Raw genomic sequence first — 12,984 nt, 5'->3', positions numbered from 1 at the left:
CCCCGTTGTTTTACCAGGCCTTGAGGTCAGACCGGGTTGAGCACCGCCCCGTCATCGAGGAAAGCCTGCAGATTGGCCAGCAACAGCTCCTCCATGGCCAGACGCGTCTCCTCGGTACCGCTACCGATGTGCGGCAGCAACACGACGTTGGGCATCTCGCACAGGGCGGCGGGCACCTTGGGCTCGCTGGCGAACACATCCAGCCCTGCGCCACCGAGCCGCCCTTCCTGCAGGGCCGCGACCATCGCCGGCTCGTCGACCACCGAGCCACGCGCGACGTTGATCAGGATGCCTTTGGAGCCCAGCGCATCGAGCACCGGACGGTCGATGAGGTTTTGCGTCTGCGGCCCGCCCGGACAGGTCAGCACGAGAAAATCGGCCCAGCGCGCGAGCGCGATCAGGTCCGCCTCATAGCCGTAGGGGCTACCTGCGACAGGCCGACGATTGTGATAGCGCACCGCCATGTCGAAACCCGACGAGCGCTTGGCGACCGCCTCGCCTATTCGACCCAGCCCGACGATACCCAGCCGCTTGCCGCTGACCCGGCGGCCAAGGGGAAAGCCGCTGGCGCCCCAGCGGCCTTCGCGCACATAACGATCGCCATGGGCGATCAGACGCGCGCTGTCGATGATCAGGCCGAAGGCGAGATCCGCCACGCAGTCGTTCAGTACATCCGGCGTATTACTCACCGGGATGCCGCGCGCCCTGGCGGCCTCGATGGCGATGGCGTCGTAACCGACGCCGAAACTGCAGATGGCCTTCAGATTGGGTAACCGCTCGATCACCGAAGCCGGGCAGCCGAAACGCGCCGAGGTAATCACGATCTCGATGCGCGCGCCGTGCTCGGCGAGCAGCGCTTCGGCATCGCCCTGCCAGTGCGGCAGAACCTCGTGTGCAGCGGCCAGGCCCTGATTGAAGCGTTCGGTCAAAGGTCCCATCTGGAGCATGCAGGTCATCGGTCATCCCCGGGTGATTGACTGGCGTAAGGCAGCTTCCTGTATAGCACGCCAGCTAGGGCCGGACACTAGAGCAGCCCCTGCAAGACGCCAAAGACCGCCAGCAGCGGCACGACCGGCAATACCCAGCGCGCGCGCCAGGCCAGCAGCAGAACCAGTAGCATGCCGGCGAGCATCACCAGGCACAGCCAGACGACCGTGCCGATCTCCCCTCCCTGGCTGTTGACACACAGCCACAGGGCGAAACCGAAACAGCCAGCCGCCAGCAGCCGTAAGACCGGAGTGCCTGGCAGACGGGTATCGGCATGCAGCAGCGCCCCACGATGGCGGCTCATGGTCAGGCACAGCAGCGTCATGGCCAGGTAAGCCACGGCGAAAGCCAGTAAAAGCATGCTCATGCCTCCTGCACCCGGTCGACCGGACCACGCGTCTCCGCTCGATCCGGTGCCGCGCTGAAACGCCAGGCGTAAAAAGCGCAGATCAGACCAGCCGCGATCAGGAACAGATCCACCGACGCCAATGCCCAGTCGGCCCGCGCCAGGCTGGCAGCCAGGTGTCCGTCCCCGGTCAGCCCATTGATCACGGGTAGCCCGAGCGCGAGCACCGCGCCGAGCACCAACTGGTCGCGCAGCAGCCGGCGGCTGTGCTGACGCCGCAGCACGGCCCAGAGGGCGACCAGCAGCCAGGCGCCGACGAACACCCAGCCTTCGGCAACGGCGCGTTCGGCAAGAGTCGACGGGATCAGGCGGTTGCCCCACAGCAACGCCAGGCTGGCCAACGGTAGACCGGCGAATACCGCGGCGTTGAGTGCGCGGACCCAGGCCAGGCTCGCATCGCCGCGCGCCTCGCGCTTGGCCAACCAGACCTGCAGGCCCCCGATCAGCATGGCGCAGCCGCACAGCCCCATCAGCAGATAAAGCAGGCGCACCAGGGTGCCGCCGAACTGGGCCATGTGCAGGCCGGCCAGCCAGACATAGGCGCGATAGCCCGTGGACGCGTCCTGGCGATTGAGCAGCTCGCCCGTGGCCGCGTCGTAGGTAAGCGTGTCCTGCGGCGAACCGATACGCGACTCATCGAGGCGACGAATATCCACCACCGCCGAGGCATCATCCGGATGATGCACGCTGACCCAGCCCACCGCGGCGCCCCCCCACTCCCGACGCGACTCGGCAATCAGCGTATCGAGCGACGCCGGCGACGCAGCCGGCTGATGCAGCTCATCCCGGTGATAGCTGCCCATCACCTCGCCGAAATACTGCATCACGTTGCCGGCGTAGCTCACTTGGGCCGCGGCCGGCATGTAGGAAGCGACGAAGATCGCCACGCCGGTATAGGCCAGCACCAGGTGAAACGGAAAACCCACCACGCCGAACAGGTTGTGGGCGTCGAGCCAGGCACGCTGCCCGTTGGCCTTGGGCCGCAGGGTGAAGAAGTCCTTGAAGATCCGCCGGTGGATGATCACGCCGGACACCAGCGCGACCAGCATGAACATGCCGGCCAGGCCGACGATGTACATACCGATGTTTCCGGCGTGCAGGTTGTAGTGCAGCTTGAAGAAGAAATCTCCTCCGACCGTCTCGGTCATGGGTTCGGGCTGCGTGCTGCGAGGATCGAAGGCGACGTTATGGAAGGTCTCGGTGCCGTCCACCTCCCAGCCGAGCCGCCAGTAGGGCTCACGCGCGGTCGGGCCGTGCATCCAGAACGCATGCAGTTCTTCGCTGACGTTGCGCTGCAGCCAGCCGCGCACGTCGTCGGCGCTCAGGGTCGATGCCGAGCCCTGATGCAGCGCTGGTCGCATCCAGCGGCTGAGCTCCTTGTCGAAGCAGGCGACGGTGCCGGCGAAGATGATCACGTAGAGCAACCAGCTCGGCAGGAGGCCGCCCCAGGTATGCAGGCCGGCCATGCTTTGGCGCAGTTTCATGGGCGGGTCCTCCAGTCTCCGGAAAAGAATGCGGCCAGGCACAACACCGTCGTCAGCCCCACCAGCAACAGCCACACCCGCGTGGTGCTGCGCGCGGCGAACACGTAGACGACCACGGCGGTCCAGACGGCGAAGCTGGCCAGGCTGGAAAACACCACCCGGTCCGGCCGCGCCAGCGGCAGGTAGACCGCCAGGAAAGCCGTAACGGCATAGGCCACGGCATAGCCGCCTACCAGCGCGGCGAGGATGCGCAATGCTAGGGCCCAGCGGGCCTTGGTGAGAATCATGTTCACGTGATGCTTCCTACGTTCGGGCCGCGCGGGCGGCTGCATGTCAACGGGAATCAAAAGCTATAGCTGGTCGTCGCACCACCGTGCGGCGATTGCCGATGAAGCAGTCGCCGCGTGACAGACAGGTGGTGAAGTAGGTTTCGTCTTCGAGGTTGGTGGCGTTGAGGGTGAACGACCAGTCGTCGTAGGCGTAACCGAGCATGGCGTCGAACAGCGTGGTCGACGACGTCTTCAGGCTGTCCGCACCGTCCCAGCTGGCGCCCACGCAACGCACCCCGGCACCGGCGCTGAAGCCCGGAATGCCTGCGATGCTGAAGCGGTGTTGCGACCACAGCGAGGCCATGTGCTCGGGCACGCTGGCGATGCACTTGCCTTGCTGGGCACCAGCATCGGCAGCCCCATCACCAGCGGGCGCAACAGAAACGCGGACGAAGCGGCGACAGCCACGGGCTCTCCCTTTCCCTGGTAATGTGAACGCACATGATATTGATAAATGTTTCTATTTAGAAGATAAACATTTCCTATCCGAACTCTTTTCGAGAGGAAGGAAAGCGCACTCGTATCCGGAGATGGGCAGCTTTGCTGCGAGCGGTCGACCGAGACCAGTGCCGCTAGAGTACCTTGCCCGGGTTCAACAGCCCGGCCGGGTCGAACGCCTGCTTGATCGAGCGCATCAAGGCCAGCTCCAGCGGGTCCTTGTAGCGCGCCGCGGCGTCGCGTTTGGCCTGGCCCAGGCCGTGTTCGGCGCTGATGCTGCCATTAAAACGGGCCGTCGCGTCGTAGATCACCTGCATGATTGCTTCGTGCTGCGCCTTGAAGGGCGCGTCCTCGCTGCCCACTGGCTTGCTGATGTTGTAGTGCAGGTTGCCATCGCCCACGTGGCCGTAACAGACGATGCGTACCCCGGGAAAGCGCTCGAGCAGTTGCCGGTCGGTCTCTTCGATGAACTGCGGGATGCCACTGACCGGGACGCTGATGTCATGCTTGAGGCTTGGTCCCTCGTGGTTCTGCGCTTCGGAGATGCCCTCGCGTATCGCCCACAACGCCTGGACCTGCGCCCCGCTGGAGGCGATCACCGCATCGAGCGCGACACCCCGTTCCAACGCCTCGCCCAGCCCCGTTTCCAGAAGCTCGTTGAGCGGCGCATCGGGTTGCGTGTCGCCGAGTTCGATCAGCACGTACCAGGGGTGTGGCTGACCGAATGGATCACTGCAACCCACGACATGCCTGAGCACGAACTCGACGCTTTGCCGGGACATCAGCTCGAAGCCGGTGAGCCGATCGCCACACAGCCCGCGCATGATCCCGATCAGCTCGATCGACGCTTCGCTACTGGGCAGTGCGACCCAGGCAGTGGTGGTGCTGCGCACCGCAGGGAACAGCTTGAGCACCGCCGCGGTGATGATCCCCAGGGTGCCTTCCGAGCCGATGAACAGCTGCTTGAGGTCGTAACCGGTGTTGTCCTTGCGCAGGCCGCGCAGGCCGTTCCAGACTTGTCCGTCGGGCAAGACGACCTCCAGCCCCAGGGTCAGCTCGCGCATGTTGCCGTAGCGCAACACCGCGGTACCGCCCGCGTTGGTCGCGAGATTCCCGCCCACCGTGCAGCTGCCCTCGGCGCCGAGCGACAGCGGGAACATACGTCCGGCTGCGACGGCGGCTTCCTGCAGCTGCTGCAGGATCACGCCTGCCTCGACGGTGATAGTGTCGTTCTGCGGATCGACCTGACGGATCCGTGTCATGCGGGTGAGCGACAGCACGATCTGCTCGCCCGAGGCATCCGGAATCGAGCCGCCACAGAGCCCGGTATTGCCGCCCTGGGGCACCAGCGCGACTCCAGCCTGATGACACAGACGAACCACCGCCGCGACCTCCTCGGTACTGGCCGGCCTTACCACCAGGGCCGCCCTGCCCCGGTAGGCGTTGCGCCAGTCGCTGAGGTAGCGGGCCATGTCCTGCGGGTCGCGCACGAGGCCAGCGGCGCCTACCACCTGTTCCAGACGATCGATCAATTCAGCGGTCAGTGCCGTCATCGGTGTTCTCCAGGCGGGCACCAGAGGCCGAACCCGGCTCTGGCGCTTAGGATGGACGATCCAGGAAGCCCGCCGTCGACGCGCAGCGGGCCGCCCGGTCAGGTGATCGGCGCGGGGTTGAACAGGACGATGTCGTTGTGCAGCTTGTGCTGCTCGGCCCAGGTCTGCTTGCGGCCGCTGGCGACGTCCAGGTAGTAGTGGAACAACTCCCAGCCGAGGTCCTCAATGCTGGCGCGGCCAGTGGCGATGCGGCCCGCGTCGATGTCGATCAGATCCGGCCAGCGCTCGGCCAGTTCGGTGCGGGTCGCCACCTTGACCACCGGTGCCATGGCCAGCCCATAGGGCGTACCGCGGCCGGTGGTGAACACGTGCAGGTTCATCCCGGCGGCCAGCTGCAGCGTGCCGCAGACGAAGTCGCTGGCCGGCGTCGCGCAGAAGATCAGCCCCCGGCTTTCCACCCGCTCGCCCGGCCCGACCACGCCGTTGATGGCGCTGCTGCCGGACTTGACGATCGAACCCAGCGACTTCTCGACGATGTTCGACAACCCACCCTTCTTGTTGCCCGGCGTGGTATTGGCGCTGCGGTCGGCGGCGCCGCGTTCCAGGTACTGGTCGTACCAGTCCATCTCGGCGATCAGCGCATCGGCCACCTCGGTGTTTTCGGCCCGCGCGGTGAGCATGTACACGGCGTCGCGCACCTCGGTGTTCTCCGAGAACATCACCGTCGCCCCGGCACGCACCAGCAGGTCGGAGGCGAAGCCCAGCGCCGGGTTGGCGGTGATTCCGGAAAAGGCGTCGCTGCCACCGCACTGCATGCCGAGGATCAGCTCGGAAGCCGGCACCGTCTCGCGGCGGCGTTGATCGAGCTTCTTCAGGCGGGTTTCGGCCAGCGCCATGATCTGCTCGATCATCTCGCCGAAACCGGTATTGGACTCTTGCAGGCGATACAGCCAGGGATCGCTTAGGTCCACCGAGGGGTCGCCCTCGTGCATCACCTGCTCGGCCTGCAGCTTCTCGCAACCGAGGCTGACGACCAACGCTTCGCCACCCAGGTTGGGGTTGCGCGCCAGGTTGCGCACGGTGCGGATCGGGATGTAGGCGTCGCGGGCGTTGATCGCCACGCCGCAGCCGTAGCTGTGGGTCAGCGCCACCACGTCGTCGACGTTCGGGTATTTAGGCAGCAGCTCCTTGCGAATGCGCGAAACCGCATGCTCGAGCACGCCGGTGACGCATTGCACGGTGGTGGTGATGCCCAGGATGTTGCGCGTGCCCACGGTGCCGTCGGCGTTGCGGTAGCCCTCGAAGGTGTATCCCTCCAGCGGCTCCAGCCTGTCCGGCACGGCGTTGGCACGTGGAAGGCTGTCGAGCGGCGGCGCGCTCGGCATGCGCAGCTGGGTTTCCTTGACCCAGCTGCCTCGGGGAATTGGGGCCAGGGCATAGCCGATGATCTGGCCGTAGCGGCGCACCGGCTCCCCTTCGGGGATATCGACGAGGGCGACCTTGTGGCTCTGCGGAACCATCTCGACGGTGACCAGGCCATCGTCGAACCGGGCACCGGTCGGCACTCCACCGTCGTTGACCACGACCGCGACGTTGTCGGCGGCATTGAGGCGGATGTAACGGGGCGAATCTTGGTGTTGGATCAGCTGCACAGTTTCGTTCATCTCGGTCTCCGGTTCGCCCGGTCTGTTGTTGTGTGGTGTCGCGCCCAGTTCGGCGATCTTTGCAACGGATATCGGTAGTGTCCCATTCGAGGTCAAGACCGCTCCCACGGGTCCGCGGCTTTTCGTGGGAGCGGTCAGGGACGCCTGGTCTTGACCGCGATATGCCGGGCTTAGCGCACCATGCACGGCTTCTTGTTGTTGAAGGTCCAGTTCGGCACCAGGTATTGCATGGCGATGGCATCGTCCCGCGCGCCCAGACCTTTTTCCTTGTACAGCGCATGGGCCTTTTCCAGCGCATCGAAGTCCAGCTCCACGCCCAGGCCCGGCTTCTTCGGCACGGCCACCTTGCCGCCGACGATCTGCAGCGGTTCGCGGGTCAGGTGCTGGCCGTCCTGCCAGATCCAGTGGGTGTCGATGGCGGTGATGCGGCCCGGCGCGGCGGCGGCGACGTGGGTGAACATGGCCAGCGACACATCGAAGTGGTTGTTCGAGTGCGAGCCCCAGGTCAGTCCCCAATCGTTGCACATCTGTGCGACGCGCACGGAGCCGGCCATCGTCCAGAAATGCGGATCGGCCAGCGGGATGTCCACCGATTGCAGCTGTACCGTATGCCCCATCTGTCGCCAGTCGGTGGCGATCATGTTGGTGGCAGTGGGCAGCCCGGTGCCGCGACGGAACTCGGCCATCACCTCGCGACCCGAATAGCCGTTTTCGGCGCCGCATGGGTCTTCCGCATACGCCAGCACGCCGTGCAGATCACGACACAGCCCGATGGCCTCGTTCAGCGACCAGGCGCCGTTCGGGTCCAAGGTGATGCGCGCATCGGGGAAGCGGGCGGCCAGGGCGCGAATCGCCTCGACTTCCTCTTCGCCGCGCAATACGCCGCCCTTGAGCTTGAAATCCTTGAAGCCGTAACGCGCATAGGCGGCTTCGGCCTGACGCACGACCGTCTCCGGCGTCAGCGCCTGCTCGTTGCGCACGCGGAACCACTCGTCGCTGCTGGAGGACTCGTCGCGGTAGCCCAGATCGGTCTTGTTGCGGTCGCCCACGTAGAACAGGTAACCGAGCATCTCGACTTCATCGCGCTGCTGCCCTTCGCCGAGCAACGCCGCGACCGGTACGCCCAAATGCTGGCCGAGCAGGTCGAGCAATGCCGATTCCAGCGCAGTAACGGCATGGATGGCGATCCGCAGGTCAAAAGTCTGCAGGCCGCGGCCGCCTGAGTCGCGGTCGGCGAACGCCTTGCGCACGCGATTGAGAATGCCGTTGAAGTTGCCGACCGACTCGCCAACCAGCAGCGAGCGTGCATCTTCGAGGGTCTGGCGGATGGCTTCGCCACCGGGGACCTCGCCGACACCGACGTGCCCGGCGTTGTCCTTGAGAATGAGGATGTTGCGGGTGAAATATGGGCCATGCGCACCGCTCAGGTTGAGCAGCATGCTGTCCTGGCCGGCGACCGGAATCACCTGCAGTTCGGTAATGCCCGGCGCGCCCGAAGCGTGGCCGGCAGTGGTCTGAGTGTTCATGTCCGTAGCCCCTCTTATTGTTGTGCGGGTCTGGTAACGCGGACAGCTGTACAGGTATTCGCCTCGCCCGGCTAGGCACTGGCGGCACCTCCCAAAAGGGCTGCGCCGCCGGACTCACCGCGCCAGGGCGGGCACGCCGGTTCAGCCGATGTAGGTGGTTTTCACCGTGGTGTAGAACTCCTGGGCGTAACGCCCTTGCTCGCGCGGGCCATAGGACGAGCCTTTACGGCCGCCGAACGGCACGTGGTAATCCACGCCTGCGGTCGGCAGGTTGACCATCACCATGCCGGCCTGCGCGTGACGCTTGAAGTGGTTGGCGTACTTGAGCGAGGTGGTGCAGATACCGGCCGACAGGCCGAATTCGGTGTCGTTGGCCATCGCCAGCGCCGCCTCGTAGTCCTTGACCTTCACCACGTTGGCCACCGGGCCGAAGATTTCCTCGCGGCTGATGCGCATGTCAGCGGTGCTGTCGACGAACAGGGTCGGCGCCAAGTAGTAGCCTTCGGTTTCGCATTTGACGCGCTCGCCGCCACAGGCCAGGCGCGCGCCTTCCTGCTTGCCGATCTCGATGTAGCGCAGGTCCTGCTCGAGCTGGGCTTCGGAGACAACCGGGCCGACATCGACGCCCTTCTCCAGCGCGGAGCCGACCTTGATCTTCTTGATGCGCTCGACCATCGCCTCGACGAAGCGGTCGTAGATGCCTTCGGTCACGATGATGCGGCTCGAAGCGGTGCAGCGCTGACCGGTGGAGTAGTAGGCGCTCTGGGTGCACAGCTCGACGGCAACGTTCAGGTCGGCATCGTCGAGCACGATCTGCGGGTTCTTGCCGCCCATCTCCAGCTGGACCTTGGCGCCGCGGGCGACGCAGGCCGCCGCGATGCCGCGACCAACGCCCACCGAACCGGTGAAGCTGATGGCGTCGACCCGTGCGTCATTGACCAGCACTTCGCCGACTTCACGGCCACGGCCCATCACCAGATTGAACACGCCAGCCGGGAAGCCGGCGCGGGAAATGATTTCGGCGATGGCCCAGGCGCAACCCGGAACCAGGTCCGCCGGCTTGATCACCACGCAGTTGCCGTAGGCCAACGCTGGCGCGATCTTCCAGGCCGGAATGGCGATCGGGAAGTTCCACGGCGTGATCAGGCCGACCACACCCAGCGGCTCGCGGGTCACTTCGACGCTCACGCCCGGGCGTACCGACTGCAGGGTCTCGCCGGCCTGGCGCAGGCACTCGCCCGCGAAGTACTTGAAGATGTTGCCGGCACGCGACACTTCGCCTATCGCCTCGGGCAGGGTCTTGCCCTCTTCCCTGGCTAGCAGCTCGCCGAGTTCTTCGCGGCGAGCGAGGATTTCCAGGCCGACCTTTTCCAGCGAATCGGCACGCGCCTGGATGCCGGACGTGGACCACGCTGGGAACGCGGCACGGGCAGCCTCGATGGCCGCGGACACTTGGGCGGCGTCAGCCTGGGCGTATTCACCGATCACATCGGAAAGGTCCGACGGGTTGACGTTGCGCGAGTAGTTGGCGCCCGCCACCCACTCGCCACCGATGTAATTGTCGTAACGCTTGTGCTCTGCCATGGATAGCTCCAGTCGATTGTTTTTGCAGCCGGCACCAGGGTGCGACTGCTTGCTTTACGGCGCTTTGGCCGACGGTCCGTGGACCCGCTGCCAATCACGCCGGACGTGGTCGTTGTGGCAATGGGCGAGTTACTGCGCGCCCTGCTTGGCCATCAGTGCGGCCAAGCGCTCGTACTCGTCGGGCTTGAGGTCGGTCAGCGGCGCGCGAACCGGGCCGGCGTCGTAGCCTGCGATCTTCGCACCCGCCTTGACGATGCTCACCGCATAGCCCTTGCACTGGTTGCGGATGTCCAGGTACGGCAGGAAGAAGTCGTCGATCAGCTTGCCCACCGTCTCGTGGTCGTCGCGGGCAATGGCGTGGTAGAAGTCCATCGCCGTCTTCGGGATGAAGTTGAACACCGCCGAGGAATACACCGGCACGCCCAGCGCCTTGTAGGCCGCAGCGTAGACTTCGGCAGTCGGCAGACCACCCAGGTAGCTGAAGCGATCGCCCAGACGACGGCGGATCGAGACCATCAGTTCGATGTCGCCCAGGCCGTCCTTGTAGCCGATCAGGTTCGGGCAGCGCTCGGCCAGTTGCTCGAGCAGCTCAGGCGTCAGCCGGCAGACGTTGCGGTTGTAGACCACCACGCCGATCTTCACCGCCTTGCACACCTGCTCCACATGGGCGGCCACGCCTTCCTGGCTCGCTTCGGTCAGGTAATGCGGCAGCAGCAGCAAGCCCTTGGCGCCTAGGCGCTCGGCTTCCTGGGCGTATTCGATCGCCAGGCGGGTCGGGCCACCGACGCCGGCGAGGATCGGTACCTGGCCGGCGCAGGTGTCCACCGCCGTCTTGATGATGTCCGGGTACTCGCTCGGGGCCAGCGAGAAGAACTCGCCCGTGCCGCCCGCCGCGAACAGCGCAGTCGCGCCATAGGGCGCCAGCCACTCGAGACGCTTGGCGTAGCTCGCGCGGTTGAAGTCGCCCTGGGCATCGAAATCGGTCACGGGAAACGACAGCAGCCCCGAGGAAAGAATGGCCTTCAGTTCTTGTGGATTCATTATGTGAAAACCTTGCGCAGCAGTTGTTATGAAACTCGACATGAGTAGAGATACGTTATCGTACGACAATTGACATTGCCAGCCCCCGTCGTTCGAACACGACCAACGTCGTACCCGTCAGGCTGCAAGCCTCGCCAGCTCTAGCTTGCCCTCTGAGCCATACCTGGCGCCAGCATCATGACACGCCCGTGAAGTTGCGAATCGACTCGGTGACGTTTGACAAGGGCCGTCAGAGATTGGTAATAATCTCGCCAAGTCATATGACAACCTATGACATCAATAACAACAACAGAAGAGCCAGGCCCATGCCCACGATCCGTGGTACAGCCACAAGCCCGCACCCCCGTCTTCTCGCCATGGTCCTGGACCATCGCCTGAGTGCCCTGACCCGCCTGGTCGGCCAGCATCTCCCCTCCTGCAGCGCCGCGCAGCATCCTCTATCGATCACCGATACCCACCGACGCTTCCGTGCCCCCACGGCAAATAGCGTGCGCTTCGTGACCGGGCCCGCTGCACAAGCACCTTCTTCCCTGACGGCGATCGGCGCCACACTTTCGAGGAGCGAAACGGAAAATGGTTGATCAAACGACGGCGACCCCGGTTGTGCAGGACATGCAGGTCATCCCGGTGGCCGGCTACGACAGCATGTTGCTCAACCTGTGCGGCGCACACGCGCCCTACTTCACCCGCAACCTGGTCCTGCTCAAGGACAGCGCCGGACGCACCGGCATTGGCGAAGTGCCGGGTGGCGAAGGGATCCGCCAGGCACTCGAACGCACGAAATCCCTGGTGATCGGCCAGCCTGTCGGTCGCTACAACCGCATCCTCAACCAGCTGCGCCATGCAATTGCCGGCAATGGTCAGGGCCCCCAGGCCACCCGTCACGAAGTCACCTCCGAGGCCGAGGCCGCGGTGCTCAAGCAGCCGCATGAAATCAATTTGCGCCTGGACAACGTGATCACTGCCGTCGAGGCTGCCCTGCTCGACCTGCTCGGCCAGCATCTGGACGTACCGGTGGCCGAACTGCTCGGCAGCGGCCAACAGCGCGACAGCGTGCCGATGCTCGCCTACCTCTTCTATATAGGTGACCGTACCCGCACCGACCTGCCCTACCTCGCCGGCGCCGGTAGCAGCGACGACTGGTATCACATCCGCCATCAGGAGGCCGTGACCCCCGAATCCATCGTGCGTCAGGCCGAAGCCACCGTGGCGCGCTACGGCTTCAAGGACTTCAAGCTCAAGGGTGGTGTGATGAGCGGCGCCGAAGAAATGCAGGCTATCGCCGGCATCAAGGCGCGCTTCCCCGATGCCCGCGTGACCCTGGACCCGAACGGCGCGTGGTCGCTAGAAGAAGCCATCGCACTGTGCAAGGGCCAGGGCCATATCCTGGCCTATGCCGAGGACCCTTGCGGCCCTGAAAACGGCTATTCGGGCCGCGAAGTGATGGCCGAGTTCAAGCGCGCCACCGGCATCCCCACCGCCACCAACATGATCGCCACCGACTGGCGGCAGATGGGCCATTCGCTGCGCCTCGAAGCCGTCGACATCCCGCTGGCCGACCCGCATTTCTGGACCATGGCCGGCTCCGTTCGCCTGGCGCAGATGTGCGACCAGTTCGGCCTGACCTGGGGCTCGCATTCCAACAACCACTTCGATGTGTCGCTGGCCATGTTCACCCATGCCGCCGCCGCCGCGCCGGGCCGCATCACCGCCATCGATACCCACTGGATCTGGCAGGAAGGCCAGGAGCGCCTGACCCGCGAACCGCTGCAGATCGTCGGCGGCGAGGTCCGGGTACCGGACAAGCCGGGCCTGGGCATAGAGCCGGACCTCGACCGGATCATGGCGGCCCATGAGCTGTACAACAAGGTCGCCACCGGCGCCCGCGACGATGCCATGGCCATGCGGTACCTGGTCCCAAACTGGAAGTACGACCCCAAGCAGCCGAGCCTCGGTCGCAAAACCCGCTAAG

11 protein-coding genes are annotated in these 12,984 nt (G+C 65.2%); 1 reads left to right on the top strand and 10 read right to left on the bottom strand.

Annotated features, from left to right (window positions below; genetic code table 11):
* Nucleotides 1–26: 26 nt before the first annotated feature.
* The 10 genes from G7026_RS02630 to kdgD form a co-directional block, all read right to left on the bottom strand.
* Entirely contained in the window at nt 27–956 is a 930-nt protein-coding gene (locus G7026_RS02630) for a 2-hydroxyacid dehydrogenase (RefSeq protein WP_181069115.1), read from the bottom strand.
* Nucleotides 957–1,024: 68 nt separating this feature from the next.
* Nucleotides 1,025–1,348: a DUF3325 domain-containing protein gene (locus tag G7026_RS02625; RefSeq protein WP_181069113.1), complete on the bottom strand. Its 324-nt coding sequence runs from the start codon at nt 1,346–1,348 to the stop codon at nt 1,025–1,027.
* Nucleotides 1,349–1,350: 2 nt separating this feature from the next.
* Nucleotides 1,351–2,877 carry a PepSY-associated TM helix domain-containing protein gene (locus G7026_RS02620; protein WP_181069112.1) on the bottom strand — a complete coding sequence of 509 codons (1,527 nt, stop codon included), beginning with the start codon at nt 2,875–2,877 and terminating at the stop codon, nt 1,351–1,353.
* Nucleotides 2,874–3,164, bottom strand: coding sequence for a DUF3649 domain-containing protein (locus tag G7026_RS02615; protein ID WP_181069246.1), 291 nt, complete (start codon nt 3,162–3,164; stop codon nt 2,874–2,876). Before G7026_RS02615 ends, G7026_RS02620 begins: the two co-directional genes overlap by 4 nt.
* A 46-nt stretch (nt 3,165–3,210) precedes the next feature.
* On the bottom strand, nt 3,211–3,522 hold the full coding sequence (locus tag G7026_RS02610) for a TonB-dependent receptor domain-containing protein (protein WP_375138178.1): 312 nt from the start codon (nt 3,520–3,522) through the stop codon (nt 3,211–3,213).
* 256 nt (nt 3,523–3,778) lie between these two features.
* Nucleotides 3,779–5,197: an FAD-binding oxidoreductase gene (locus G7026_RS02605; RefSeq protein ID WP_181069110.1), complete on the bottom strand. Its 1,419-nt coding sequence runs from the start codon at nt 5,195–5,197 to the stop codon at nt 3,779–3,781.
* Nucleotides 5,198–5,295: 98 nt separating this feature from the next.
* Nucleotides 5,296–6,849 (bottom strand): galactarate dehydratase, encoded by a 1,554-nt coding sequence (garD, locus tag G7026_RS02600; RefSeq protein ID WP_181069244.1) that lies wholly within the window; start codon nt 6,847–6,849, stop codon nt 5,296–5,298.
* Nucleotides 6,850–7,031: 182 nt separating this feature from the next.
* On the bottom strand, nt 7,032–8,387 hold the full coding sequence (gene gudD / locus G7026_RS02595; protein WP_181069108.1) for a glucarate dehydratase: 1,356 nt from the start codon (nt 8,385–8,387) through the stop codon (nt 7,032–7,034).
* Nucleotides 8,388–8,528: 141 nt separating this feature from the next.
* On the bottom strand, nt 8,529–9,971 hold the full coding sequence (locus tag G7026_RS02590; RefSeq protein ID WP_181069107.1) for an aldehyde dehydrogenase family protein: 1,443 nt from the start codon (nt 9,969–9,971) through the stop codon (nt 8,529–8,531).
* Nucleotides 9,972–10,100: 129 nt separating this feature from the next.
* Nucleotides 10,101–11,012: a 5-dehydro-4-deoxyglucarate dehydratase gene (gene kdgD / locus G7026_RS02585; protein ID WP_181069105.1), complete on the bottom strand. Its 912-nt coding sequence runs from the start codon at nt 11,010–11,012 to the stop codon at nt 10,101–10,103.
* Between the two features lie 573 nt (nt 11,013–11,585).
* On the opposite strand from kdgD, the gene G7026_RS02580 reads away from it, so the two are divergent.
* Entirely contained in the window at nt 11,586–12,983 is a 1,398-nt protein-coding gene (locus G7026_RS02580) for an enolase C-terminal domain-like protein (protein ID WP_181069103.1), read from the top strand.
* Nucleotide 12,984 lies beyond the last annotated feature (1 nt).

The organism is Stutzerimonas azotifigens, from assembly GCF_013522725.1.
GTDB lineage: Bacteria > Pseudomonadota > Gammaproteobacteria > Pseudomonadales > Pseudomonadaceae > Stutzerimonas > Stutzerimonas azotifigens_A.
This window is presented reverse-complemented; position numbering and strand designations above follow the sequence as displayed.